Origin of the sequence: Sphingomonas canadensis, from assembly GCF_026013525.1 — a bacterium.
Taxonomy (GTDB): domain Bacteria; phylum Pseudomonadota; class Alphaproteobacteria; order Sphingomonadales; family Sphingomonadaceae; genus Sphingomonas; species Sphingomonas canadensis.
Window position 1 is genome coordinate 457,579 of the sequence record NZ_JAPDRA010000001.1, and the last position, 25,877, is coordinate 483,455.

Annotated in this window: 25 protein-coding genes and 1 tRNA gene; 19 read left to right on the forward strand and 7 right to left on the reverse strand. The window is 69.3% G+C overall.

Going from position 1 to position 25,877, the window contains the following annotated elements; all coding sequences use genetic code 11:
- Window positions 1-11 precede the first annotated feature (11 nt).
- From OM513_RS02195 to OM513_RS02235, 9 genes are all read left to right on the forward strand, one after another.
- The gene (locus OM513_RS02195) at window positions 12-755 is read left to right on the forward strand and encodes a flagellar basal body rod protein FlgF (protein WP_264942504.1); all 744 of its coding nucleotides are present in this window, start codon (window positions 12-14) and stop codon (window positions 753-755) included.
- Window positions 756-767: 12 nt separating this feature from the next.
- Entirely contained in the window at window positions 768-1,556 is a 789-nt protein-coding gene (gene flgG / locus OM513_RS02200; protein ID WP_264942505.1) for a flagellar basal-body rod protein FlgG, read from the forward strand.
- Window positions 1,537-2,235, forward strand: a complete 699-nt coding sequence (locus OM513_RS02205) for a flagellar basal body L-ring protein FlgH (protein WP_264942506.1) — start codon at window positions 1,537-1,539, stop codon at window positions 2,233-2,235. Before flgG ends, OM513_RS02205 begins: the two co-directional genes overlap by 20 nt.
- 11 nt (window positions 2,236-2,246) lie before the next feature.
- A complete protein-coding gene (locus tag OM513_RS02210) occupies window positions 2,247-3,341 on the forward strand; it encodes a flagellar basal body P-ring protein FlgI (protein WP_264942507.1) in 1,095 nt (364 codons plus the stop codon).
- Window positions 3,338-3,706 (forward strand): rod-binding protein, encoded by a 369-nt coding sequence (locus OM513_RS02215; RefSeq protein ID WP_264942508.1) that lies wholly within the window; start codon window positions 3,338-3,340, stop codon window positions 3,704-3,706. Before OM513_RS02210 ends, OM513_RS02215 begins: the two co-directional genes overlap by 4 nt.
- Window positions 3,703-5,043, forward strand: a complete 1,341-nt coding sequence (gene flgK / locus OM513_RS02220) for a flagellar hook-associated protein FlgK (protein ID WP_264942509.1) — start codon at window positions 3,703-3,705, stop codon at window positions 5,041-5,043. Before OM513_RS02215 ends, flgK begins: the two co-directional genes overlap by 4 nt.
- Window positions 5,044-5,046: 3 nt before the next feature.
- Complete coding sequence (locus OM513_RS02225) at window positions 5,047-5,919, forward strand: flagellin N-terminal helical domain-containing protein (RefSeq protein WP_264942510.1); 873 nt, start codon at window positions 5,047-5,049, stop codon at window positions 5,917-5,919.
- Between the two features lie 122 nt (window positions 5,920-6,041).
- Complete coding sequence (motA, locus tag OM513_RS02230; RefSeq protein ID WP_264942511.1) at window positions 6,042-6,905, forward strand: flagellar motor stator protein MotA; 864 nt, start codon at window positions 6,042-6,044, stop codon at window positions 6,903-6,905.
- A gap of 124 nt (window positions 6,906-7,029) precedes the next feature.
- Window positions 7,030-8,010 carry a flagellar motor protein MotB gene (locus OM513_RS02235; RefSeq protein WP_264942512.1) on the forward strand — a complete coding sequence of 327 codons (981 nt, stop codon included), beginning with the start codon at window positions 7,030-7,032 and terminating at the stop codon, window positions 8,008-8,010.
- On the opposite strand, the gene OM513_RS02240 is transcribed toward OM513_RS02235, so the two are convergent.
- Together OM513_RS02240 and OM513_RS02245 are read right to left on the reverse strand one after the other, a co-directional pair.
- Entirely contained in the window at window positions 8,007-10,844 is a 2,838-nt protein-coding gene (locus OM513_RS02240) for a TonB-dependent receptor (protein WP_264942513.1), read from the reverse strand. The genes OM513_RS02235 and OM513_RS02240 overlap by 4 nt on opposite strands.
- A gap of 140 nt (window positions 10,845-10,984) precedes the next feature.
- Window positions 10,985-11,071 (reverse strand) — tRNA-Leu (locus OM513_RS02245).
- 140 nt (window positions 11,072-11,211) lie between these two features.
- Between OM513_RS02245 and OM513_RS02250 the strand changes: the two genes are divergently transcribed.
- Window positions 11,212-12,570, forward strand: coding sequence for an MATE family efflux transporter (locus OM513_RS02250; RefSeq protein WP_264942514.1), 1,359 nt, complete (start codon window positions 11,212-11,214; stop codon window positions 12,568-12,570).
- On the opposite strand, the gene OM513_RS02255 is transcribed toward OM513_RS02250, so the two are convergent.
- A complete protein-coding gene (locus OM513_RS02255; protein ID WP_264942515.1) occupies window positions 12,542-13,315 on the reverse strand; it encodes an MJ0042-type zinc finger domain-containing protein in 774 nt (257 codons plus the stop codon). The two genes, OM513_RS02250 and OM513_RS02255, sit on opposite strands and share 29 nt — an antisense overlap.
- A gap of 94 nt (window positions 13,316-13,409) precedes the next feature.
- On the opposite strand from OM513_RS02255, the gene ftsE reads away from it, so the two are divergent.
- From ftsE to OM513_RS02275, 4 genes are read left to right on the forward strand one after another with little or no spacing between them, the layout of a single operon-like run.
- Window positions 13,410-14,114 (forward strand): cell division ATP-binding protein FtsE, encoded by a 705-nt coding sequence (gene ftsE / locus OM513_RS02260; protein ID WP_264943016.1) that lies wholly within the window; start codon window positions 13,410-13,412, stop codon window positions 14,112-14,114.
- Window positions 14,111-14,998: a cell division protein FtsX gene (locus OM513_RS02265; RefSeq protein WP_264942516.1), complete on the forward strand. Its 888-nt coding sequence runs from the start codon at window positions 14,111-14,113 to the stop codon at window positions 14,996-14,998. Before ftsE ends, OM513_RS02265 begins: the two co-directional genes overlap by 4 nt.
- Before the next feature lie 5 nt (window positions 14,999-15,003).
- Window positions 15,004-15,537, forward strand: a complete 534-nt coding sequence (locus OM513_RS02270; RefSeq protein ID WP_380916262.1) for a YdcF family protein — start codon at window positions 15,004-15,006, stop codon at window positions 15,535-15,537.
- A complete protein-coding gene (locus tag OM513_RS02275) occupies window positions 15,534-16,238 on the forward strand; it encodes a lysophospholipid acyltransferase family protein (RefSeq protein WP_264942517.1) in 705 nt (234 codons plus the stop codon). Before OM513_RS02270 ends, OM513_RS02275 begins: the two co-directional genes overlap by 4 nt.
- 27 nt (window positions 16,239-16,265) lie before the next feature.
- On the opposite strand, the gene OM513_RS02280 is transcribed toward OM513_RS02275, so the two are convergent.
- Both OM513_RS02280 and hisC read right to left on the reverse strand, forming a co-directional pair.
- Entirely contained in the window at window positions 16,266-17,207 is a 942-nt protein-coding gene (locus tag OM513_RS02280; protein ID WP_264942518.1) for a prephenate/arogenate dehydrogenase family protein, read from the reverse strand.
- Window positions 17,207-18,304: a histidinol-phosphate transaminase gene (hisC, locus tag OM513_RS02285; RefSeq protein WP_264942519.1), complete on the reverse strand. Its 1,098-nt coding sequence runs from the start codon at window positions 18,302-18,304 to the stop codon at window positions 17,207-17,209. The genes OM513_RS02280 and hisC overlap by 1 nt, the downstream gene beginning before the upstream one ends.
- Window positions 18,305-18,389: 85 nt before the next feature.
- On the opposite strand from hisC, the gene OM513_RS02290 reads away from it, so the two are divergent.
- From OM513_RS02290 to OM513_RS02310, 5 genes are all read left to right on the forward strand, one after another.
- Window positions 18,390-19,961, forward strand: a complete 1,572-nt coding sequence (locus OM513_RS02290) for a flavin monoamine oxidase family protein (protein WP_264942520.1) — start codon at window positions 18,390-18,392, stop codon at window positions 19,959-19,961.
- A 32-nt stretch (window positions 19,962-19,993) separates the two neighbouring features.
- Window positions 19,994-21,130 carry a homoserine O-acetyltransferase MetX gene (gene metX, locus OM513_RS02295; protein WP_264942521.1) on the forward strand — a complete coding sequence of 379 codons (1,137 nt, stop codon included), beginning with the start codon at window positions 19,994-19,996 and terminating at the stop codon, window positions 21,128-21,130.
- Window positions 21,127-21,543, forward strand: a complete 417-nt coding sequence (locus OM513_RS02300; RefSeq protein ID WP_264942522.1) for a GNAT family N-acetyltransferase — start codon at window positions 21,127-21,129, stop codon at window positions 21,541-21,543. Before metX ends, OM513_RS02300 begins: the two co-directional genes overlap by 4 nt.
- The gene (gene metW, locus OM513_RS02305; protein WP_264942523.1) at window positions 21,540-22,127 is read left to right on the forward strand and encodes a methionine biosynthesis protein MetW; all 588 of its coding nucleotides are present in this window, start codon (window positions 21,540-21,542) and stop codon (window positions 22,125-22,127) included. The genes OM513_RS02300 and metW overlap by 4 nt, the downstream gene beginning before the upstream one ends.
- A 77-nt stretch (window positions 22,128-22,204) precedes the next feature.
- On the forward strand, window positions 22,205-23,956 hold the full coding sequence (locus tag OM513_RS02310; RefSeq protein ID WP_264942524.1) for a carbamoyltransferase family protein: 1,752 nt from the start codon (window positions 22,205-22,207) through the stop codon (window positions 23,954-23,956).
- Between the two features lie 12 nt (window positions 23,957-23,968).
- Here the strand turns inward: OM513_RS02310 and OM513_RS02315 are convergent, their stop codons facing one another.
- Window positions 23,969-24,367 (reverse strand): DUF1489 family protein, encoded by a 399-nt coding sequence (locus tag OM513_RS02315; protein WP_264942525.1) that lies wholly within the window; start codon window positions 24,365-24,367, stop codon window positions 23,969-23,971.
- A gap of 65 nt (window positions 24,368-24,432) precedes the next feature.
- Entirely contained in the window at window positions 24,433-25,839 is a 1,407-nt protein-coding gene (mgtE, locus tag OM513_RS02320; protein WP_264942526.1) for a magnesium transporter, read from the reverse strand.
- Window positions 25,840-25,877 lie beyond the last annotated feature (38 nt).

The following is a 25,877-nucleotide window of genomic DNA, read 5'->3' on the forward strand; positions in this document are numbered from 1 at the left end:
GAGCTTAGCAAATGGACCGGCTCGTCTACACGGCGCTTTCGGGACTGCGCGCGAAGATGCAGGGGCAGGCGACGATCGCGAACAACATCGCGAACGCCTCCACCATCGGCTATCGCGCCGATCGCGTGACCTTCGATCGCATGGTGCTGTCCGGGTCGGCGCTCGAGACGCGCTCGGTGGCGACCGAAGAGGTCAAGGACTTCGAACGGCGCGCGGGCACGATCATGCAGACCGCGCGTCCGCTCGACATCGCCGTGACCAGCGATTCGTGGATCGCCGTGCAGGCGAAGGACGGGACCGAGGCATATACGAGGCGCGGCGACCTTTCGGTCTCGCCCTCGGGCGTGCTGGAAACCGGTGACGGTTTCCCGGTGATGGGGTCGGGGGGCCCCATCACCGTGCCGCCCTTCCAGGCGATCACGATCGCAGGCGACGGCACCGTATCGATCGTTCCGCCCGGCGGCGATCCGCTGGCCCCGATCGCGATCGACCGGGTCAAGCTGGCCAGCGCGACGGGCAGCAGGACGGTGAAGGGGCTGGACAACCTGCTCCATGTCGAAGGCGGCGGCGCGCTGCCCGGCGACCTGGAGGCCCGGGTACAATCCGGAGCCCTGGAGCAATCGAATGTAAACCTGACCGAGGCGTTGGTCGACATGATCGAGAACCAGCGCAGCTACGAGGTGCAGGCCAATCTGCTGAAAGAAGCCAAGTCGATGGACGAGACCGCCGCATCGCTGATGCGGCTGCCGGGATAGGGAGTAGTATCAATGGGTTCCGCAGCAATGCACATCGCGCGTACCGGGCTTGACGCCCAGGATATGCGCATGCGCGTGATCTCGAACAACCTGGCCAACGTCAACACGACCGCGTTCAAGCGCGACCGGGCCTCGTTCCAGACGCTCGCCTATCAGACGATCACCGCGCCCGGCGCGGCCAGCACCGCCCAGACCCAATATGCCACCGGCATCAACATGGGCACCGGCGTACGGATCCAGGGCACGACGCGGATCGAGACCCAGGGTTCGCTGCAGACCACGGGCAACGCGCTCGATCTGGCGGTGGACGGCGACGGCTTCTTCCAGATCCAGATGCCGGACGGCACGCTGGCCTATACCCGCGCGGGCAATTTCTCGCGCTCGTCCACCGGTCAGCTCATCACCTCCGAAGGCTATCAGGTGATGCCCGGGATCACGATCCCCGAGGGCGCCACCGCGATCACCATCGGCAGCGACGGCACCGTTTCCGCCACCATCCCGGGTCAGACCGAGGCAAGCCAACTCGGCCAGATCCAGGTGGCGACCTTCCCCAACGCGGCGGGCCTGCTCGCCAAGGGCGACAATTATCTGGTCGAGACCAGCGCCAGCGGTGCCGCCAGCCTGGGCAATCCGGGCGAGACCGGCCGCGGCACGCTGCGCCAGGGCATGCTCGAAGGCTCCAACGTCAACGTCGTCGAGGAGCTGGTGAACATGATCGAGACCCAGCGCGCCTATGAAGTGAACTCGAAGATGATCTCCGCCACCGACGAGATGCTGAAATATGTCAACCAGAACATCTAAGCTGCTGCTCGCCGGCGCCGCGATGCTGGCCGTGGCCTTCGCGGCCGCGCCGGCCCAGGCCCAGCTCTTCGGCAAGAAGAAGCCCAAGGAGGACTTCTCGGTCACGCTGCCGGCGCCCGCGCCCGCCAGCGTGCCGAAGCCCGCCAACGGCGGCATCTTCCAGGCCGATCAGGGCTATGCCGCGCTCTACGAGGGCCAGCGTGCCCGCCGCGTGGGCGATCCGCTAACGATCGTGCTGGTCGAGCGCACCACCGCCTCCAAGTCCGCGAGCTCGAAGCTCGATTCGGGCGGAGGCTTCTCGCTCACGCCGCCGTCGACGGGCGCGCTGTCGCTGTTCAAGCCGACCGACGCATCCGCATCCAGCGGGCGCAACTTCAACGGCAAGGGCGAGACCGATCAGGCCAACGCGCTTTCCGGCGAGATCAGCGTCACCGTGGCCGCGGTCTATCCCAACGGCACGATGCTGGTTCAGGGCCAGAAGCGCGTCACGCTGAACCGCGGCGACGAGTTCATCCAGATCAAGGGCATCGTCCGCATCTCCGATGTCAGCGCGGACAACCGCATCGCCTCGACGCGCGTCGCCGATGCCCGCATCGCCTATACCGGCAAGGGCGACGTCGCCCGCGCCAGCCGCCAGGGCTGGCTCGGCCGGTTCTTCTCGGTCATCAGCCCCTTCTGACGGAGCCCGCAATGATCCGCCTCCTCATCGCCTTCGTCGCAGCGCTGCTCGCGGTCCAGCCGGCCGCCGCCCAGCGCGTGAAGGACCTGGGCGCCTTTCAGGGCATCCGTTCGAACCAGCTCACCGGCTATGGCGTGGTGGTCGGCCTGCCCGGCACGGGCGACGACAACCTCGAATATACCGTCCAGTCGATGAAGGGCGTCGCCTCGCGCTTCGGCTTTCAGCTTCCTCCGGGCGTCTCGCCGGGGCTGAAGAACGCGGCGGTGGTGATGATCACCGCCGATCTCCCGCCCTTCGCCAAGCCCGGTCAGAAGCTGGACGTCACCGTCTCTTCGATGGGCAAGGCCAAGTCGCTGCGCGGCGGCACGCTGATCATGACCCCGCTGATGGGCGCCGATGGCCAGATCTATGCGATGGCGCAGGGCAACCTGGCCGTCAGCGGGCTGGGCGCGGAGGGTGCCGACGGCTCCTCCGTCGTCGTCAACATCCCATCCTCGGGCCGCATCCCGGAGGGCGCCACGGTGGAGCGCACGGTGGAAACCGGCTTCGACACCGCGCCCGTGCTGACCTTCAACCTCGCGCGGTCGGACTTCACCACGGCCCAGCGCGTGCAGGACGTAATCAACCAGCGCTTCGGCCCGGGCCGCGCACGCGCGATCGACGGTGTTTCGGTGGCGGTTTCGGCTCCCCCGGGCGCCGATGTGCGCGCCGAGATGATGTCGGAGATCGAGAATCTGCCGGTTGAGGCCGCCGAGGCCCCTGCCCGGGTGATCGTCAACGCGCGCACCGGCACGGTGGTGATCAACTCGGCGGTGCGCGTCAGCCCCGCCGCGATCACCCACGGCAAGCTGACCGTGCGTATCGAGGAGGCGCCCCGCGTCAGCCAGCCCGCGCCCTTCAGCCAGGGCCAGACCACCACCGAACAGCGCAGCGCGATCGGCGTGGACGAGGAGAAGCGCCCGATGTTCCTGTTCGAGCCCGGCCCCAAGCTGGCGGACGTGGTGAAGGCGGTGAACGCGATCGGCGCATCGCCCGCGGACCTGGTGGCGATCCTGGAGGCGCTGAAGGAAGCCGGCGCGCTCAAGGCGGAGCTGATCGTCCTGTGAGCGGCTCGGCAGCCCCCATCACCGGCACGGCCGGCGGCGTTTCCACGGATACGTCGCGCCTTGCCTCGCGCGCCAATCTGGACGCGGCGGGCAAGCGCTTCGAGGCGATCTTCATCAACATGATGATGAAGTCGATGCGCCAGGCGAAGCTGGCCGACGGGCTGTTCGAGAGCAAGGCGATCGACCAGTTCAAGGAGATGCAGGACACCCAGTTCGCCCAGACCATGGCCCAGCAGAAGCCGCTGGGCCTGGGCAAGGCGATGGCGGACTTCCTGGGCCGCGCGATGCCGGCCGGCGAAGGTGCCGCCGTCGGCGCGGCCGCGTCCGCCGCCGATGCCGGCAACGCCGATGGAGGCACCGGATGAGCGACCTGCTTTCGATCGGCGCCTCGGGCGTGCGCGCCTATCAGACCGCGCTGACCACGGTTTCGGAGAACATCGCCAATGCCGGCGCGGCGGGATATTCGCGCCGCACCGCCAATGTGCGCGAGATCTCCGCCCCCGGATCTCCGGTGGGCACCGGGGCGAACGGGCTGGGCGTCAGCGTGCTGGGCGTCAATCGCGCCGCGGACCAGTTCCGTTCGGCCGAGGTGCGCACGACCAGCGCCGATCTGGCGCGGACCGAGGCGGGCGTGACCTGGCTGGAGCGGATCGAAAGCGCGCTGACCGCCGAAAAGCTCGGCGATCAGCTCACCTCCTTCTTCGGCGCGGCGCGCACGCTGGCCGCCGATCCTTCGTCGCTGCCGCAGCGCGCGGCGATGCTGGAGGCCGCGTCCAGCGTCGCCAGCGCCTTCACCGCCACGGGCGAAGCGCTTGCCTCCGCGGCGGCCGAGCTGGAGCAGGCCACCGATGTGCAGGTCGATCAGCTCAACGGCATCGCCACGGCACTGGCACGGGTCAATTCGGGCATCGGACGCTCGGCCCCCGGCTCCGGCACCGCCGCGGCACAGCTCGACGAGCGCGACCGGCTGCTCGAATCGCTGAGCGCGATCACGGATGCCAACGTCAGCTTCGACGCGGTAGGCCGCGTCACCGTGCGGCTGGGCGGCAGCAACGGCCCGGCGCTGGTGCATGGGGAGCAATCCGGCACCGTCACCGCGGTGTTCAACGAAGAGGGCGCAGCCTCCTTCGCGCTGCACCTGAACGGCGAGACGCGCGCCTTCTCCCCGGCTGCCGGCGCGTTGTCGGGCGCCGCCGAAGGCGCGCAGCGAATCGCCGATGCGCGCGCGTCGCTGAACGCGCTGGCGAGCGATTTCGTGACCGGCATCAACCAGTTCCAGGCATCGGGCCGCGACCTGAACGGCACTGCGGGCGCACCGATGTTCGAGGCCGGCGATCCCCCGACGCGCATCGCGATGGTGCTCACTGACCCGCGCGGCATCGCCGCGGCCGCGGTGGGCGGCGGCACGCGCGACAACAGCAACCTGACCGCGCTGGAATCGCTGCGCAGCTCGGCCGGCTATGAAGCCGGGCTGAGCGGGCTCGTGTCGGCCAATGCCTCCGCGCTGTCCGCGCGCCGTTCGGTCGCCGATGCCCAGACCGCGATCCGCGACGGCGCTGTGGCGGCGCGCGACGCGGTCAGCGGCGTCAATGTCGACGAGGAGGCGGTGGACCTGATCCGCTTCCAACAAGCCTATCAGGCCTCGGCCCGCGTCATCCAGGTGGCGCGCGAAACGCTGCAGGCGATGCTGGAGATCCGCTAAGCCATGCGCATCACCACCTCCCAGATCTATGAGCGGCCGTCGCTGCTGATGGGCAAGCTCGGCCAGCAGGCTGACAAGCTACAGACGCAGATCGCGACCACCAAGCGCTTCAGCGCGCCTTCCGAAGACCCGACCGCATGGCTGCGCGTCGACGGGCTGGCGCGCGCTTCGGCCAACGACGCGGCCTATGCCAGCAACGTCAAGCTGGCGCAGAGCGTGCTCGCCCAGTCCGATTCGACGCTGGACGGTATCGCCACCCAGCTCCAGCGCGCGCAGGAGCTGGCGCTGGAGGCGGGCGGCCCGGCGCTGACCGACGCCAACCGCCAGTCGATCGCGGCGTCGCTGGATGCGGTGATCGAGGATCTGTTCCAGCTCGCCAATGCCAAGGACGTGCGCGGCCAGCCGCTGTTCGGCGGCGCGGCGGGCGATGCGGCCTATGTCCGCACGGCGGACGGCAGCATCACCTATGCCGGCACCGGCGAGCCCGCGGCGATTCCGGTCGCGGACGGTCATGCGATCCAGCCCTCCGTCACGGGCGACAAGGCGTTCGGCGACATCTTCGCCGTGCTGACCACGCTTTCGGCGGCGCTGAAGGATGGCGAAGGGCCGGGCGATGCCGGCGATTCGATCACCCAGGCGATCGATCAGGTCTCCGCCGCGCGCAGCTCCGTGGGTGCGCGCGCGCTGCGGATGGACCTGGAGGCGCAGCGCCTGACCGACGCCGAAACCGCACGCGCCGAGACCCGTTCGGGCCTTGAGGATACCGATATCGCCACCGCGATCGCCGAGCTGCAGAAGACGCTCACGGTGCTGCAGGCGACGCAGACGAGCTTCACCAAGCTCTCCGGCCTGTCGCTGTTCGATTATCTGCGTTGAGTTTCCGCGGCGGTAACCATTTTCTAGCGGATTCTCGCGCAAGTTCCGCCGTGCGCTGCCGTTCCTAATATCGAAAGCGCCCGCGGCCGCCGGTGGCCGCCATTCGGGGGGAATTTGTCGCCGTGTTTCCTGTAATCGGCCTAGTCGTCCTCATCGCGATGGTCTTCGGTGGTTTCGTGATCACCGGCGGCGCCCTGGAGCCCGTACTCCACGCCATCCCGCACGAGATGCTGATCATCGGCGGCGCCGCGCTGGGCGCGCTGATCATCGGCAATTCGATGAAGGAGCTGAAGGCGCTGGGCGGCGGCGTCGTGAAGGTGCTGAAAGGCCCGAAGTACAAGAAGCAGGACTATCTCGACACGATCTTCCTCGTTTCGAAGCTGATGAAGATGCTGCGCACCGAAGGCCCGATCGCGCTCGAGCCGCACGTCGAGGACCCGAAGTCCTCCGCCATCTTCGCCGAATATCCGCGGCTGCTGGCCGATCACACGCTGATCAACCTGATCGCCGATACGCTGCGCCTGGTCGTCGTCTCCTCCGGCACGCTCGACGTGCATGCCGTGGAGGAGGTGATGGACAACGCCATCAAGACCCACCACCACGAGGTGGAAGGGCCGCAGCACACGCTCCAGTCGCTCGGCGACGCGCTGCCGGCGCTCGGCATCGTCGCGGCCGTGCTGGGCGTGGTGAAGACCATGGGATCGATCGACAAGCCGCCGAGCATCCTGGGCGGCATGATCGGATCGGCGCTGGTCGGCACCTTCCTGGGCGTGTTGCTGGCCTATGGCATCGTCGCGCCGCTGGCCGGGCGGCTGAAGCAGATCATCGATGCCGATGCGGCGATCTATCACGTCGTGAAACAGATCATCATCGCCTCGCTCCACGGCCATCCCCAGCCGCTGGTGATCGAGGCGGCGCGCAGCGGAATCGCGCATTCCAACCAGCCCAATTTCGGCGAGGTCTTCGACGGCCTGAGGGGGCGTTGATGCTGGTCCGGTTTCGCCGGAGCGGCACCGGCCCGCTCCCCCACCCGGCCTCCCATCCAAGGTGCTCTAGCGGGAGGCCGGGTGGGGGAGCGGGGCGGCGCCGCCGCGCCGGAGGCGCACGATAATGTCCGCCGCACGGGCTCCCCACGGGGCGAAGGCCCCACCGAAGATCATCGTCAAGAAGATCTATATCGAAGGCGGCGGCGGCCACCATGGCGGCGCCTGGAAGGTCGCCTATGCCGATTTCGTGACCGCGATGATGGCCTTCTTCCTGCTGCTGTGGCTGCTCGGCGCGACGACCGAGAAGCAGCGCAAGGCGCTGGCCGACTATTTCGCGCCGACCCTGGTCGAGCTGCGCCAGAACAGCGCTGGCTCCAACGGCATCATGGGCGGCGAGGCGATCAACCAGCGCGACAATTATCCCAACAAGGCGTCGCAGACCGGCACCAAGGCGCTGACCGTCCCCGTGGGCGGATCGGGCGGCAACGACGTGGGCACCGGCGAGAAGGGATCGCTGAAGGAACAGGCCGCACTGGCCGCGCAGGACCAGAAGAACTTCGACTCGATGCGCAAGACGATCGAACGCCGCATCCAGTCCACGCCCAAGCTGGCGCGGCTGGCGCAGCACGTGCGATTCGTCCCCACGCGCGACGGGATGCGCATCGACCTGATCGACGACGCCAATTATTCGATGTTCGACCTGGGCACCACCGCGCTGGTTCCCGAGGCGAACAACCTGATCGCGATGATCGCCGAATCGATCCGCGACCTGCCGAACCCGATCATGATCCGGGGCCACACGGACAGCCTGCGCTACAACGACCCGCTGAACATGAACAACTGGATGCTCTCCAGCGGCCGTGCCGAGGCCACGCGGCGGCGCCTGTCGTCCGGCGGCGTGCCCGAAGTGCGGTTCGAACGGATCGAGGGCGTGGCCGATCGCGAGCCGATGATCCAGGACAACCCGGCCGACCCGCGCAACCGCCGCGTCTCGATCACCCTGCTCTATCGCAAGGCGCCCAACGGCTTCGACAGCCAGGGCAAGGATCGCCGCGTCCAGCTCCCGGCCGCGGGCAACCGTCCGGCCGGCGCCAAGGCGGATTAGAAGAACAGCTTGCGGATGGTCAGCTTGATCGTCCGCCCCGTGGGATCGAGCAGGTCGGGCTGGTAGCTGAGCGGCACCAGGCCGTTGGCGTCCGTCACCTTCAGCCGCGTGTCGAACAGATTGTCGACCGACAGCGTCACCCGCATCCCGCGCATCCACGGGCGGTTGCGCGACAGGTTTAGCTGCTGCCCAAGGTCGGCGAACAGCCGCAGGTTGATCGTGCCGAGCGGCGAGAAGCGCAACGGCTGGGGATTGGCCGCGGTGCCGCCGTCGACGTGCGTCGCGCTCTGCCACTTGGCGGAGAGCCGCAGCGCCAGCCCGTCCTTCATCAGCCCGGCCTGCGCCTCCAACTCGTGGCGCGACTGGCCGCCGCGGCTGCCGATCGCCGATCCGTCGAGCAGGTCGAGCACCGGCAGGCCGGGGCTGACCACCACCTGCTCCTTCAGGTGGATCGTGTGGTACAGCGCGAATTGCAGCCGGCCCGCCAGCATGCCGTTCGGCCCGCCGAGACCGCCGCCGCGCCCTCCGAAGCCGCGTCCGCCGCCACCGCCGCCGGGACCGCGCCCGCCAAAGCCGCCGCCCGGCGGACCGCCCGCACCGGCCTCGCCGCGGGGGCCGCCCTGCCCCCCGGGTCCGCCGCCCTGGCCCGGCCTGCCGTCGCGGCCCCAGCGCATGCGGAGCTGCTCGGGCGGCGGCGGGATCGGCTGGCCGTTGCGCTGCGCCTCCTCCACCTCGCCGCGATAGCGCTGCACCATCTTCTCGATCGACGAACTGAGCGGCATCGAGAAGTTGAAGCCCCAGCGCAGCTCCGATCGGTCGGCGCGGTCGAAGTTCACCGGGCGCATGTCCACGCTGGTCAACCGCCCGGAGGCATCGCGCACGAAGCGGGCGGGGAAGGCCGCCTCGACCTCTGCCGTGGCGGAGGGGAAGCCGGCGATCTGGTTGCGCGTGGTGCTGGCGACATATTCGGCGCGCAGATTCAGGTCGATATTGTCGAACGGCCGCGCGTTGAGCCCCAGCTTGAGCACATGGCGGCTGTCCGCGCCCAGCCCCGGGTTGCCGCCGGTGATGCTGGTGATGTCGACGCTTTCGCCGCGCACATAATCGAACACGCGGACGTTGGGGGTGAACACCACCGGATCGCCGAGCTGCTGCGCGGTGGGCGCGCCCTCCTCGTCGGTGACCGAGGCGACGAAGGTGACCTGGCTCAACGGCGACCAGACCGCGCCATAGCCGCGCGTCACCAGCGTGCCGAAGTCCGAATAGCGCTCCACCTCGACGCTGCCGTTAACCGAGAGGTTGCCGATCGCGGAAAGCACGCCCTCCCGGCGGCTGGTGATCGGCAGATCCAGGTTGAACTGCGCCGCAGCCTCGTCGCGCGAATTGCTGCTGGAGCCGGGCGCGCCGGCGCGAAGGAACTCGCTGTCATAGTCGCGGGTGCGGCCCGTGACGCGCACGCTGGCCGATGCATCGCCGGCGGGCATGCGGAACGGCGATCCGTTGACCAGCAGGTCCAGCGCCGCGACGCGCGAAACCGACAGCGCACGATCGGAGGGCTTCACCGCGATCGCCCCTGCCGGAAGAAGGCCGAACGGATTGAACGCGGGATCGCCCGCATCCAGCAGCGCCTGAAGCGGCGCGGTATCAAGGCCGGTGGTGGTGACGCTGCGGTTGCGGTCGCGATCGAAATTGCCGGTCACCGTCCAACGCCATTTCGAAAGCTCGCCGTTGACGGTGAAGCCCAGATGCGCGTTCTGGCTGGCGCTGTTGCGCGACAACGCGCCCAGCCCCGCCGGATAGCGGCTGAGCAGCACATCCTGCCCGAACGGCGAGAAGGGGCTGTAATCGGGCAGCACCAGTGCCACACCGGCGCGGCCGAGCAGCGCCTCGCTCTGGCGCACCTCCAGCCGGGCGTTGAAGGTGGCGCTCATCCCGTCCGAAAGATTGCGGCTCACCACGCCGTTCAGCGTCAGCGCATCGCTGGGCGCTACCAGTGTGCGATAGGCGCCGGAATCGCTGGTGTTGGGCTGATTGGCGCCCGGCACGAAGCTGCCGAGCGAGGGGGCGCCGCCCGCGGCACCGGCAGGCACGCCCGCCACGGTCACCGTCTGGCCGGCAAGCGCACTGAGCGCCGGGTCGATCTCTCCGCCCGTTGTTATGGCGCTGACGTTGCCCAGCGTATCGAACAGCGTCGATCGCGTCGGGATGACGTCGCGCTCGCTTTCGAGCAGCCCGCTATTGCCGCTGTAGCCGATGTCGAAGCTGACACGGCCGGGGCCGCCGATCCGCAGGATGTTGAGGCTCGCCTGGCGGTTCCAGTTGCCGCCGGCGGTGGGGGCGCCGCCCGCAAGCTCCGCGGTGAAGGCGCGGAAGCGCGGGCGCAGCACCACGTTCACCACGCGCTGATCGGCGCGATAGCCGAATTTGAGCGCCACCTCTTCCGGGAAGATATCGATGCGCAGGATCGCCTCGGGCGGGATCTCGCGGATTTCGGAGAAGCTGGAGATGCGGCGGCCGTTCAGCAGGACGACCGGCCCGCCGTCCCCGCCGCGACCGCGCCCGCTGCCGGTCTGCGGCGCAAGCGCGGTGATCAGTTCACCCAGGCTGCCCGCGCCATAGGAGCGGATATCTGCCGGGGTAAGCTGCTGCTCGGGCGGGATTTCGCTCACGATCGCACCGGGAAGCTCACCGGTGACGAGAATTTCGTCCTCGCCCGCAGGATCGCCGCCGGGGGCCGCGGGGGGATGCTGCGGCGGCGCCGGGGGTTCTTGCGCATGGGCGGGCATCGCTCCCATCGCCAGCGCCGAGAGCGCGCATCCGATTCGCAACTTCACCGCAATCACTCCACCTGACAGGCCCGGGACGCGGACGGCATCCGGGGTGGCGGCGCCCGGCCTAGGGCAGGTTTGTCGCAAAATTATGCCAAGGCAGGGAAGCCGGAGAGCGGGGCGATCGGCCCCGCGGACTGCTTCACTGGTGCGGTCGAGAAGACTCGAACTTCCACGTCCTTTCGGACACAACGACCTCAACGTTGCGCGTCTACCAGTTCCGCCACGACCGCACGTGAAACATCCGCCGGGCCAGGCCCGGCGCTGGTAAGGCGCGGCCCCTAGCAAAGCCCCCGCCCGCTGGCAACCCGTTCGCCGTGCGCATGCCGCCGCCCTTTCGCGCCGCACCCGGAAAGGCTAGGCCCGGCGCCCCATGCCCGCCCCCGCCGCCCTTTCCGCCGAGACGCGGCGCATCCTGGCGCTGGCATGGCCGGTGGCGCTCACCAGCCTGAACTGGACGCTGCTGCACCTGACGGACGTGGTGGTGGTGGGCATGACCGGCACGGCCGAGGTCGCCGCGCTGGGCGCCAGCCGCACGCTGACCTTCATCGGGATGGTGGTGACGCTGGGCGCGCTGACCGGCGTACTGGTGTTCGTCTCGCGTGCCGACGGCGCAGGCGATCTGCGCGAGACGGGGCGCGTGTTCCACCAGGGCCTCGCACTGGCGTTGATCCTGGCGGTGGCGAGCGCGCTGCCGCTGTTCCTGTTCGCGCATCCGATGCTGATCGCCGTCGGCGTGGAGCCCGGGATCGCCCCGGCGGCGGCGCATGTCGTGCGGGTGATGGCCTTCGCCTATCCGCCACAGCTCCTGATCATCGCTGCCACCTTCTTTCTGGAAGGGGTGAGCCGGCCGGGGCGCGTGACCGCGGTCAACCTGTCCGTACTGCCGGTCAACGCCGTTCTGGCCTGGGCGCTGTCCGGCGGGCATCTGGGGCTGCCGGCGATGGGCGCCGCGGGGGCCGCAACCGCCACCGTGATCGCGTCGGCGATCGGCGCGGCGGGCATGCTGGCGGCGGCATGGACGCTGCCCCGTGCCCGCGAGCGCGGCGTGCATGCGCTGAACAGCCTGTTCACGCGCGAGACGCTGGCGGGCGCGATCCGGCTGTTGCGCTTCGGCGCGGTGCCGGCGTTCGCCTCCGGACTGGAGCTTGCCGGCTTCTCGATCCTGATCGCGCTTTCGACCCAGCTCGGCCAGACGGCGACCCACGCCTTCCAGATCGTGTTCTCGATCCACAACGTCACCTTCGCGCTGGGGCTGGGCTTCGCCTCCGCCGCCGGGGTGCGCGCGGGCAATGCGGTGGGCGAGGGCGTACCCGGCGCAGCGGTATCGCGCGCGCTGGTGGCGGCGGCGCTGGCGGCGGGATCGACCGGGCTGCTCGCGCTGCTGCTGATCCTGTGGCCCCAGCCCTTCGTCGGCCTGTTCCCCGCGGCGGCGGAGGTCCATGCGCTGGCGATCGCGATGTTGTTCGTCTGGGCGCCGTTCATCCTGTTCGACGGGTTGCAGGTCGTGTTCGTCTATGCGCTGCGATCGCTCGGCGATCAGGTGGCGGCGGGGATCAACGGCATCCTTGCCTTCTTCCTGATCACGGGCGGCGCGGGGCTATGGCTGGTGCATATGGGGTGGGGCGCCCATGCGCTCGTCATCGCATCAGGCGCGGGCATGCTGGCGGCCGCCGCGCTGAACGGGGCGCGGCTGGCGTGGCTCAGCCGCCGATTTCGTTCGCGAAGGTGAATTCCACGATGCGGACGTTGCCCGGCACGTCCAGCTTGGCGCCGTTGAAGTCGATCGCGCCCTTGGGATCGAGCATCCGCACCTCCGGCGTGATCCGCCAGGCGTAGAGCAGCGCGCCCTTGGCATCGCGCAGCTCGACACGGATGTCGGGCACGCGCTGGCGCTCGCCGGTGGGGTTCACCACCTTGCCAGAAACCGCGAACAGCTCGCCGCCGCCCGCTGGATTGCGGCGCTCCACCGCCTTGTCCATGAAGCGCAGCGGCGTTTCCACGCCGCCGAAGCCCAGCCCAAGCTGCGAGGCGAGGCCCGGCGCGCCCGAATAGATGATCGCCCCCGTGCCCAGCAGCATCGAGAAACAGGCGACGAAGGCCGCCGCGGTCCAGCGCTTGGCCGGATTGCGGCGCGGCTTGAACGGCGGCTGAGGGGCGAAGGGATCGTAATCGCCGGGCGGGGGCGCCGTCGCGGCGGGATCCTCGAAGCGCATCGCCGGCCGCTCCTCGCGCGGGGCGGCGGCGGGAGCGGGTGCCGGATCGGGCGCGCGGACAGGCGCAGCAGCGGCGGCGCGGCGAGGCGCCGGGGCGGCAGGCGGGGTTTCCTGCCGGGCCGCCGTACTGTGGTCCGCCAGCGCGGGGGCCTGATGCCAGCTATGCTTGCAGCTTGCGCAGCGCACCACGCGCCCCTCCGGCCCGATCGCGCTGTCGGGGACCAGATAGCGGGTGCGGCATTGGCTGCATTCAAGGATCATGTGCCGATTCTAGCCATGTCCGACTCGCGCTACAAGCGGTGGGGCGCCGCACGTGCTTGAGCGGCGCGGGCGGCTGTGCGAAATGGCGTCGGGCATGGCCAACATCGTCCAGTTCGAGAATGTAGGCCTGCGCTATGGCACGGGGACCGAGACGCTATCGGACCTGAGCTTCACGCTCACCTCCGGCTCCTTCTATTTCCTCACCGGCGCATCGGGCGCGGGCAAGACGTCGCTGCTGAGGCTGCTCTATCTGGCGCAGCGGCCGTCGCGCGGGGTGGTGCGGCTGTTCGGCGAGGATGCGGGGGTGCTGCCGCGCGCGCGCCTGCCCGGATTCCGGCGGCGCATCGGCGTGGTGTTCCAGGATTTCCGGCTGCTCCCCCACCTCTCCGCCTATGACAATATCGCGCTGCCGCTGCGCGTGGCCGGCATTCCGGAGAGCGATATCGAAGCGCCGGTGCGCGAGATGCTCGCCTGGGTCGGGCTTACCGACCGGGGCAAGGCCAAGCCGCCGACGCTTTCGGGCGGCGAACAGCAGCGCATCGCCATCGCCCGCGCCGTGATCGGCCGGCCGGAGATACTGGTGGCGGACGAGCCGACCGGCAACGTCGATCCCGACATGGCCGAACGGCTGCTCCACCTGTTCGATAGCCTCAACCGGCTGGGCACCACCGTGGTGGTGGCCACGCACGATTTCCACCTGCTCAATCGCATCCCCAACGCGCGGATGATGCGGCTGGAAAAGGGACGGCTGCACGATCCCACCGGCGCGCTGCGCCATCCACCGGCGAGCCCGGCATGAAGCTGAGCCTCAACCCCAACGCGCCCGACCGGCGGCTGCTCGACGAGGGTCGCCGCACGCGCGCGATGACCTGGATCATGTCGGTGATGCTGTTCCTCACCGTGCTGTCGGGCGGGCTGGGGCTGGGCATGCTGGCGGCGACGGCACAGCTCGACCGCCAGCTTTCGGGGCGCCTGACGGTGCAGATCGTCGAGCCCGACGCGGCGGTACGCGACCGGCAGGCGCGCGAGCTGGTGGCGGCGCTACGCAGCACCGCGGGCGTGGTGCGGGCGGCCGAGGTGGATCGCGCGCGGCTGGCCGAGCTGCTCAAGCCCTGGCTGGGCGACACCGGGCTGGACCCCGACCTGCCGATGCCCGCGATGATCGACGTCGACGTGCGCGGCGACGCGGCCGTGCGCGCGACCGAGGAGGCGGCGCGGCGCATTGCGCCCTCCGCCCGGGTGGACCGGCATGCCCAATGGCTGTCGCCCGTGCGCAGCTTCATGGCGACGCTCACCTGGCTGGCGGGTGGGCTGGTGCTGCTGATGGCGAGCGCCACGGCGGCGGTGGTGCTGCTGGCGGCGCGCGCGGGCCTCGACACGCATCGCGACACGATCGAGGTGCTGCACATGCTCGGCTCCACCGACCTCCAGGTCGCCCGGCTGTTCCAGCGGCGCATCGCTATCGACACGCTGCTGGGCGGCGCGATCGGCGCCGCGCTGGCGCTGGGGCTGATCTGGCTGCTGCAATCGCGCTTCGACGCGCTGGGATCGGAGTTGATGAGCGGCGTAGCGCTCCAGCAGCGCGACTGGTTCCTGCTGCTGCTCCTGCCGCTCAGCTTCGCGCTGCTCGCCACCTTCGCCGCGCGGGTCGCGGTGCTGCGCGCGCTGGCCAAGACGCTGTGATCCGCCTGGCCCTCCGCATCGCGCTGCTGGCGTTGGTCGCGTGGGTGCTGGGCTTCGCCGTCTTCATGCTGTCGCTCGGCCGCCCGCTGCCGCCAGGCAAGACCGACGCGATCGTCGTGCTGACCGGCGGCCCCGGCCGCATCGATCGCGGGATCGAGCTGATGCGCACGCGGATGGCCAAGCGCATGCTGGTAAGCGGCGTGGATCGCGACGTGCGGCCGCATGAGCTGGCGATCGCCTACAAGGCCGACCGGCGGCTGTTCGATTGCTGCATCGATCTGGGCCGCGAGGCACGCGACACGCGCTCCAACGCCAGCGAGACGGCGGCCTGGGTGCGCCGCCGCGGCTATCGTTCGGTGCGGCTGGTGACCTCCGACTGGCATATGCCGCGCGCGCGGATGGAGCTGGCGAAGCTGCTGGGCGGCGACGTGGCGATTTCCGGCGACGCCGTGCGGACCAACCCGCGCTTCGCTACCCTGCTCTACGAATATCACAAATGGCTGCTGCGCGGTGCCGCGATTCTGGTGGGGGCGGGATGATCAACTGGCTGCGCACGATCGCCTTTTCGGCGTTCTTCTATACCCTGTCGGTGCCGATCGTGCTGCTGGCGCCGGTCGCGGCGCTGTTCGGGCGGGGGCCGATGCGCGCCTATTGCAACGCATGGGCGGGCACGCTGCGCTGGTCGGCGCGGATATTCCTGGGCATCCGCGTCGAATGCGAGGGCGAGGTGCCGGAAGGGCCGGTGCTGTTTGCCGCCAAGCATGAATCGATCTTCGAGGCGCTGGAGCTCACCCGCTTGCTGCGCGCTCCGGCGACGGTGATGAAGCGCGAGCTGACGCAGATCCCGGTCTGGGGCTGGAGTGCGCGGCGCTATGGCGTGATCGTGGTGGACCGCAAGGCGAGCGCGAAGGCGATGCGATCGATGATGCGCGACGCCAAGGCCGCGCTGGCCGAGGGGCGATCGGTGATGATCTTTCCGGAGGGCACGCGCGTGGCGCCGGGAGAGGCGCCATGGCTGCAATCGGGCTTTGCCGGGCTGTACCGGATGCTGGGCCTGCCCGTGGTGCCCGTGGCGGTGAAGAGCGGGCATGTGTGGCCCAAGGGCGGCGCCAAGCGCCCGGGCGTCATCACCTTCCACTTCGGCGATGCCATCCCGCCGGGCCTGCCGCGCGACGAGGCCGAGGCGCTGGTCCACAAGGGCATCAATGCGCTCCAGCCCGAGGCGCTGGCCAAGGGCTGAAGGCGCGGCACCAGCCCGTCCCACCACCTATTCGTGCGCGCGGCCGAAGTCCGGGCGGGCGTCGTCCTGGCCTTCTTCAAGGATCGAGCGGCGGATCGCCCGGGTGCGCGTGAAGAGATCGAACAGCTCGTCGCCCTTGCCCCAGCGGATCGCGCGCTGGAGCGCCGACAGATCCTCCGAGAAGCGCTGGAGCATGTCGAGCACCGCTTCCTTGTTCGCCAGGAACACGTCGCGCCACATCGTCGGGTCCGAGGCCGCGATGCGGGTGAAGTCGCGGAAGCCGCCGGCCGAATATTTGATCACCTCCGAACGGGTGACCTCCTCCAGGTCCGATGCGGTGCCGACGATAGTATAGGCGATCAGGTGGGGCAGGTGACTGGTCACCGCCAGCACGCGATCGTGATGGTGCGGCTCCATCGTCTCCACCTCGGCGCCGATCTGCTCCCAGAAGGCGACGACGCGCGACACCGCGAGCGCAGGGGCGTCCGGCGCGGGAGTGACGATGCACCAGCGGTTGCGGAACAGGCTGGCGAAGCCCGATTCCGGCCCGCTGTTCTCGGTACCCGCCACCGGATGGGCGGGGACGATGATCGCACCCGGCAGCGCGGCCGACAGCGCCTCGACGACGCTTTCCTTGCACGATCCGACATCGCTCACCACCGCGTTGGCGGGCAGACCGGCGGCGATCGACGCCGCCGCCTCGCCCATCGCGCCCACCGGCACGCAGAAGATCACGAACTCCGCATCGGCCACCGCCGCGCCGGGCGTATCGGCAACCGCGTCGCACAGTGACAGGCGCACCGCCACATCGCGCACCGCCGGATCAGCGTCATAGCCGGTGACGCGCGCGCCCGGCATGTAAAGCCGCACCGCACGCGCGATCGACGAGCCGATCAGCCCCAGCCCGATAATCGTCACGCGCCCGAAGGGAAGCGGTTGCAGCGCGTCTCCGGAAGGCGCGGGCTGCATCAGTGCTCGCCCGCCAGCTTGCGCAGCGTGGCGATCACGCCACGGTTGTCGTCTTCGGTGCCGATGGTGATGCGCAGCCCGTGCGGCAGCCCCTGTCCGGGCAGCCAGCGCACGATATAGCCGGCCTCCATCAGCCCGCTATAGGCCTGCTCGGCGGTCAGCCGCCCCTCGAACAGCACCAGCACGAAATTCGCCTGGCTGGGCACGGCGCGCAGGCCGGCGTTGCCCATCTTGGCGATCTCGTCCGAGAACCAGCGGCGCCATTCGGCGTTGTGCGCGCGGGTATGTTCGACGAAGGCCGTGTCGCCCAGCGCGGCGATCGCCGCCGCGGTGCCCGCGATGGTGATCGAGAAGGGCAGACGGATGCGGTGCATCGCATCGATGATCGGCGCGGCGGCATAGCCCCAGCCGATCCGCTCCGCGGCCAGCCCGTACATCTTTGAGAAGGTTCGCGTCACCAGCACGTTCGGGGCGTCGCGCGCCAGCTCCATCCCGCCGTCGTCGATATCGCCGTCGATATATTCGGCATAGGCGTGATCGAGCACCAGCAGCACATGGCTGGGCAGCCCGGCGTGCAGCCGCGCGATCTCCGCCCGCGTGGCATAGGTGCCGGTGGGATTGTTGGGATTAGCGACGAACACGATCCGCGTGCGATCGGTGACGCAGGCCAGGATCGCGTCGACATCGGTCGCATAATCGTGATCGGGGGCGACTACCGGGGTTGCGCCCACGCGGCGCGTGGCGATCGGATAGACGGTGAAGCCGTAGTTGACGTAGATGATCTCGTCCCCCGGCCCGGCGAAGGCGCCGGCGGCTAGGTGCAGCACCTCATCCGATCCGTTGCCATAGATGATCCGCGCGGGGTCCAGATCGTGCAGCGCGGCCAACGCCTCGCGCAGATCGTGCGCGCCCGAATCGGGATAGCGTTCCAGGCTGTCCGCTGCCGAGACGAAGGCGTCGCGCGCCGCCGGCGAGGTGCCCAGCGGGTTCTCGTTCGACGAAAGCTTGATCGCCTTCTTTCCCGAAAGCGTGGTGGAACGTCCGGGGACATAGGGCGCGATCTCTAGGATCCAGGGCTTGGCTACAGGTCCGGTCATGGTGCGCCGCTTGGCCGAACGGTTACGCAATAGCAAGGTGGCGGCGGCTATGCCCGGCCCCGGCAAGGAGAATCGGTACACGGGGATGCGGGCGGGCGACACGCTCTGGAAGGCACTGGCGGCGGCACGGCGGAGCAATCTGGCCGCAGCCGGCGATCGCGCGCCCGTGCCCGCCTGCCCCGGCGCCACCCGCCGCGCGCTGTTGAAGGCGATGCTGGCGGCGGGCGCGGTGGCGGCGCTCCCTCGCCCGGCGCGCGCGGCCGCGCCGGGGCGCGTGGCGATCGTCGGCGGCGGGATCGCGGGGCTCAGCGCGCTCCACCACCTGCGCCGCAACGGTATCGACGCCTGCCTGTACGAAGGGCGCCGGCGCACCGGCGGGCGGATTCTGACCCAGCGCCCGGCGGAAGGCCCGGCGTTCGAGGCGGGCGCCCAACTGGTCAACACCGACCATGACGATATGCATGCGCTGATCGCGCGGTTCGGGCTGAAGCTGATCGACCGCAAGGAAGCGCCGCACCGCACCCTGATCCTGGCCAACGGCACGCTGATCGGCGAGGAGGCGCTGGCCGAGGGGCTGCGCCCGATCGCCGCGCAGATCGGCGTGCATGCCGACTGGCTGGACCGCGACCATGCCAATGCCGCGCGCATCCTGGACGGCATGTCGATCCGCGGATACCTGGATCGCCATTCGCACCTGATCGCCGAGCCCTGGATCCGCCGCCTGCTGGAGGAATCGGCGCGCACCGAATATGGCGTGGAGCCCGATCGCGCCTCCGCGATCGAGCTGATCTTCAACCTGCCCACCGTGAACGGCGAACGGGCCGAGGTGCTGGGCGGTGCCGACGAACGGCTGGTGATCGAGGGCGGCAGCAGCGCGCTGATCGCGGCGATGACCGATCGCCATGCGGCGCGGATCGCGCTGGGCCGCCAGCTCCGCCGGATCGACCGGGCGGACAAGCGCGGACAGGGCCCGCTGCGCCTTCACTTCATGGACGGCAGCATGGCGGAGGCCGACACGCTGATCCTGGCGCTGCCCGCCCCGGTGCTGCGCCAGATCGAATATGGCGTGCCGATCGACCGGGAATGGCAGCGTTTCATCGCCGAGATGGAGCTGGGCACGAACGAGAAGGTGCAGGCCGCGGCGGGCGCGATGCCGTGGCAGGGGCCGATGGGCACCGGCGGCGAGCTGTGGCAGGCCGACGAACAGGGATATTCGCAAGGGTGGGACGGCAGCGTCCACCTGGCCGGGCGCGTCGATCCCATCTGGACCTGGTATCTGGGCGGCGCGCAAGCTGCCGAGCCCGGCGCCGCCGACGAACTGGCCCGCCGCTTTGCCCAGGCATCCGAACACGCCATCCCGGGGCTGATCCCCGCGGTGGCGCAGGGGCCGTGGCGGCGCACCGGATGGCGTGCCGATCCGTTCAGCCAGGGCGGCTACGTCAACTATCCGCCAGGCCAGCTCACCCGCTTCGGCGGGCTGCTGTGGCTCGAATCGGACGATCCGGGCGAAAGCCAGGTCGCGCGATCCGGCGACATCTTCTTCGCCGGCGAGCATCTGTCCGATGCCTATCCCGGCTATATGAACGGCGCCGCGCAAACCGGGCGGCTGGCGGCCGAGGCAATCGCGGGACGGCGGCTGCCGCCCCAATCCGCTTGAACCCGGGGGCTGCCGCCCCTAACCACCCGCCAGTGTCCGACGATCCGCGCATCGACCCGAGGTTCGGGCTTTCCCGTTCCGTGACGCTGCCGGGCCCGCTGCGGCTCGACGGCGGCGGGCTGCTGTCGCCGGTCGACATCGCCTATGAGACCTATGGCACGCTGGCGCCCGACGCTTCCAACGCGATCCTGATCTGCCACGCGCTGACCGGCGATCAGCATGTCGCGTCGAACCATCCGGTGACAGGCAAGCCCGGCTGGTGGACGCGCATGGTGGGGCCGGGCAAGCCGGTAGATACCGATCGTTTCTGCGTGATCTGCGTCAACGCGCTGGGAAGCTGCCTGGGCTCTTCCGGCCCGGCCAGCGTGAACCCCGCGACCGGGCGGCCATGGGGAATGAGTTTTCCGGTGATCACCATCCGCGACATGGTGCGCGCGCAGGCGATGCTGCTCGATCACCTGGGCATCGCCCGGCTGTTCGCGGTGGTGGGCGGATCGATGGGCGGGATGCAGACGCTGAGCTGGGCCGCGACCTATCCCGATCGCGTCGCATCCGCGGTGGTGATCGCCAGCGCGGCGCGGCATTCGGCGCAGAACATCGCTTTCCACGAGGTGGGGCGCCAGGCGATCATGGCCGATCCCAAATGGCGCGGCGGCGATTATTATGCCGACAACGATCCCCCCGCGGCCGGGCTGGCGGTGGCGCGGATGGCGGCGCACATCACCTATCTGTCCGAAGCCGGGCTGACCGAGAAGTTCGGCCGCCGGCTGCAGGGGCGTGATGCCAAATCCTTTGGGTTCGACGCCGATTTCCAGGTGGAAAGCTATCTGCGGCACCAGGGGCTGAGCTTCGTCGACCGGTTCGACGCCAACTCCTATCTCTACATCACCCGTGCGCTGGATTATTTCGACCTGGCCGAGGAGCATGGCGGGCGGCTGGCCGATGCCTTCCGCGGCACGGCGACGCGCTTCTGCCTCGTCAGCTTCGACACCGACTGGCTGTATCCCACGCCCGAATCGCGATCGATCGTCCATGCGCTGAACGCGGCCGGGGCGCCGGTGAGCTTCGTCGAGCTGCATTCGCCGTTCGGGCACGACGCCTTCCTGCTCGAATCGCCCGAGCTGAGCCGGGTGGTGGACGGTTTCCTGCGCGCGGGCGAGCGGCGGTGAACGTGCGCATCTCCTTCGATCCGGCCGAGCGGCAGCTTGACGTCATCCATGGCTTCCTCGCCTCCAGCTACTGGTCGCCCGGCATCCCGCGAGAGACGGTGGCGCGGGCGCTGGAGCATTCGATCGCGGCCAGCGCGTTCGATGGCGATGCCCAGATCGGCCTGGCGCGCGTCGTTACCGATCGCGCCACCATGGCCTATCTGGCCGACGTCTTCGTGCTGGAGGCGTGGCGCGGCCGCGGCGTGGCGCGCGCGATGATCGAGGCGCTGCACGCGCATCCGGAGCTTCAGGGGCTGCGGCGCTGGCTGTTGTTCACCCGCGACATGCACACCGTGTACGAACGGCTGGGCTGGGAACGCGCGCCGCATCCGGAGCGGCTGATGCTGCGCGACAATCCCGGGGTCTATGCATGAGCCTGCGCCCTGACCTTGCCCTGATCGCCGCGCATGTCGCGCCGGGATCGCGCGTGCTGGACGTCGGTTGCGGCGACGGATCGCTGATGGCGGCGCTGCGCGACAATCGCGGATGCGACGCGCGCGGGCTGGAGCTGGACCCGGCCGATGTGGCCGCCGCGGTGGCGCGCGGGCTATCGGTGGTGCAGGGCGACGCCGATACCGATCTGGCCGACTATCCCGACGCCAGCTTCGACTATGCGATTCTCAGCCAGACGCTGCAGACGACGCGGCGGCCGGACCTGATCCTCGAACAGCTCCTGCGCATCGGCAAGCGCGCCTTCGTCTCCTTCCCCAACTTCGCCCACTGGCGGGTGCGGCTATCGCTGCTGTGGGGCGGGCGGATGCCGGTGACCCGGTCGTTGCCGCTCGCCTGGTATGAAACGCCCAATATCCATCATGTGACGGTGGACGATTTCCGCGCGCTGGTGGCCGAGCGCGGCATCACCGTGGAGGGTTGCTGGTTCCTCTCGCGCGATCGGGGCACCGGATCGGCGATGGCGAACCTGTTGGCGGAACACGCGGTTTTCCTGCTCCACCGCTGAACCGGGGCCCCTTTCGCACCGGCCGCAACGCCGGTAGAGAAGGCCCGCACCGGAGAGGTGACCAGTCGAGGGGCCCCATGATAATCCTGGGTTTGAACGCATTTCACGGCGACTCTTCGGCGTGCCTGGTGCGGGACGGCAAGCTGATCGCGGCGGCGGAGGAAGAGCGTTTCCGCCGGCTGAAGCACTGGGCGGGCTTCCCGTCCGAAGCCATCGCCTATTGCCTGCGAGAGGCGGGCACGACGCTGGCCGACGTCGACGTGATCGCGATGAACCAGGACAGCCGCGCGCATCTGTGGCGCAAGCTGGCCTATGTCGCGAAGTCCCGGCCAAACCCCGGTTTCATCCTCGAACGGCTGCGCAACCGCGGCAAGCGCAAGGGCGTGGAGGAGCATCTGGCCGATACGCTGCCCGGCCCCGCCTTCCGCGGGCAGGTGGTGCCCGTGGAGCATCACATCGCCCACCTCTCCTCGGCCTTCCATGTGTCGCCGTTCGACGAGGCGACGATCGTGTCGGTGGACGGCTTCGGCGATTTCAGCAGCGCGGTGTGGGGCGTGGGCCGCGGCGCGACGATGCAGGTGGAGGGGCGGGTCTATTTCCCCCATTCGCTCGGCATCTTCTATCAGGCGCTGACCCAGTATCTGGGCTTTCCGCACTATGGCGACGAGTACAAGGTGATGGGGCTGGCGCCCTATGGCCAGCCGACCCGCGTCGACGCGCTGCGCCGGATCGTGCGGCTGAAGCCCGACGGCGGGTTCGAGCTGGACCTCGATTATTTCAGGCATCACCGCGAAGGCGTCGCCTATCAGTGGGAGGACGGGATGCCCGCGGTGGGCGACCTGTTCACCGGCAAGCTGGAGGAACTGCTGGGCCCGCGCCGCGACAAGGCGGGCGAGCTGACGCAGGAGCATCGCGACATCGCCCGATCGGTGCAGGCGCTGTACGAGGAAGCCTTTTTCCACTTGCTCGACACCGTCCAGCCGCGCCACGGCACCACCAATATCGCGCTAGCGGGCGGATGCGCGGCCAATTCGGTGGCGAACGGCAAGGTGCGCCGCCGCACCCCCTATACGCACGTCTATGTCCAGTCGGCCGCGGGGGACGCCGGCGGGGCGATCGGCGCGGCATTCGCGCACTGGCATTCGCTGGGCAATCCGCGCGGCTTCGTGATGGATCACGCCTATTGGGGCCCGGGCGCCAGCGATGCCGAGGTCGACGCGCTGCTGAAAACGCGCGCGGCGGAGATCGAAGCGGCCGGATGCACCGTCACCCGCCACGCCGACGAGGGCGAGCTGTGCGCACGCACCGCCCATGCCATCGCCGAAGGCAAGGTGATCGGATGGTTCCAGGGGCGGATGGAATGGGGCCCGCGCGCGTTGGGCAACCGTTCGATCCTGGGCGATCCCCGCCGCGCCGACATGAAGGACATATTGAACCTAAAGATCAAGCGGCGCGAAAGCTTCCGCCCCTTCGCCCCCTCGGTGCTCGATCGCGGCGTGGCGGATTGGTTCGAGGAGGACGACGATGTCCCCTTCATGATGCAGGTGTTCCAGATCCGCGAGGACAAGCGCCCGCGTATTCCCGCCGTGACGCATGTCGACGGCTCCGGCCGGCTCCAGACCGTCCATGCCGCCACCAACCCGCGCTACTACCGCCTGATCGAAGCGTTCGCGGCGGAAACCGGCGTGCCGATGGTGCTCAACACCTCGTTCAACGAGAATGAGCCGGTGGTGTGCAAGCCCGAGGAAGCGCTCGACTGTTTCCTGCGCACGAAGATGGACGTGCTGGTGCTGGGCGACGTGCTGATCGAGCGGGCCGGGACTGCCTAACCGGGTCAGTCTCTAGATAAGCCCCATCCCAGCCAGTTTTCCGGCGAGCTCGGGTGGCATCTCCGATATCCCGCCGCTTGCGGAGAGCAGGTCGGGCGGGGCATCCGCGCCCTCCAGATAGCGCCAGCCCTGGTGCGCGCGCTTGGGCCGCGCCTGGACAGGGATAGCATGCGGCGCGATGCGGATCGCGGTCTTGCCGCCCTCAGCCTCGCCGAAGCCGAGGATCGGCGAGCGCGCGACAAGCTGGTGCTTCAGGATCCAGAACAGCGATCCGCCCTCCACGATCTCCTCATGCCGCTTGGGCAGGTAGCGCGTGGTGAGTTCCACCGGCCCCTGCCGCGCGGCCAGCCGCTCCGCGAGATAGGCGAGGCTGTCGCAGCCGAAAGCGACCTTGGTCAGATGAAGCGGCATCGGGTCCTGTTTTCCGGGAGTTGGGCCTGGAGGCCGTTCGGCAGGCCGGCCCCGCCACACCGTCCCTAACTGGTGAGTCCTGCCGCCGTCGCAAGGCCCAGGAAGACCAGGAAGCCCATCGAATCGGTCACCATCGTCACGAAGATCGACGACGCCACCGCCGGATCGGCGCGGAAGCGATCGAGCGTCAGGGGCACGATCACCCCGGCCAGGCCCGCGATCACGATGTTGACGAGCATCGCGGCCGCGATCACCGCGCCCAGCGCGGCGTTCCAGAACACCAGCGTCACCGCTGTTCCGATCACCGCCGCGATCGTCGATCCGTTGAGCAGCGCCACCAGTATCTCGCGCCGGATCGTGCGCAGGCTGTTCGAATCGGTGAGCTGGTTGGTGGCGAGCGCGCGCACCGTGACCGCCATCGTCTGGGTGCCGGCATTGCCGCCCACGCCCGCCACGATCGGCATCAGCGCGGCCAGCGTCACCATCTTCGCGATCGTGCCTTCGAACAGGCCGATGATCGTCGCGGCGATCATCGCGGTGCCCAGGTTCGCCACCAGCCAGCGCACGCGCGCCTTGTAGGAATCGACCACGGGCTCGTTGATGTCGCCCTCGCCCGCGCCCGAAAGCAGCAGGACGTCCTCGCCGGCTTCCTCGGAGATGATGTGGACCACGTCGTCCACCGTGATCATGCCGACCAGCCGCCCGTCGCCATCCACCACGGCGGCCGAGATGAGCGCATATTTCTGGAAGCGCAGCGCCACCTCTTCCTGGTCCATCTCGACCGGAATCAGCGTCTGCTCGCGCTTCATGACGTCGCCGACGGAGATCGACCGTGGCGTGCGCAGGATCCAGGAGAGCGCGCAGGTGCCCACCGGATGATGCGAGGGATCGACGACGAAGATCTCCCAGAAATCGGTGGAGAGCCCCTCGTTGCCGCGCAGATAATCGAGGACGTCGCCGACCGTCCAATGCTCGGGCACCGCGATCAGCTCGCGCTGCATCAGGCGGCCGGCGGATTCCTCGGGATAGGAGAGCGCTTCCTCGATCGCGGCGCGATCGTCCGGATCGAGCGCGCGGAGGACGGCGCGCTGGTCCTCCTCCTCCATGTCCTCGATGATCGCGACTGCGTCGTCGGTATCGAGTTCGGCGGCGATATCGGCGACCTGGTGCGGCTCCAACGCATCGACCAGCGCCTCGCGCACCCAATCGTTCATCTCGGCGAGCACGTCGCCGTCGATCAGGTCGCCGATCGCCGCGGCCAGCGCCTGGCGCTTGTCGAACGGGGTCAGCTCGAACAGGTCGGCGATGTCGGCGGGATGCAGCGGCTCCACCCGGGCCCGCGCGGTCTCCACATCGCCCGCGTCGACCGCCTCCAGAACGGCACTGACGAACTCGGGCTTCAGCCGGTCGTCCTCGTCCAGCTCGCTCTCGGGCGCCGGGGTGTCGGCGGCGTGAAGCTCGGTCTCGCTCATCGTCCGACCTCCTTCTTCGCGGTGCGCCAACGCCACGG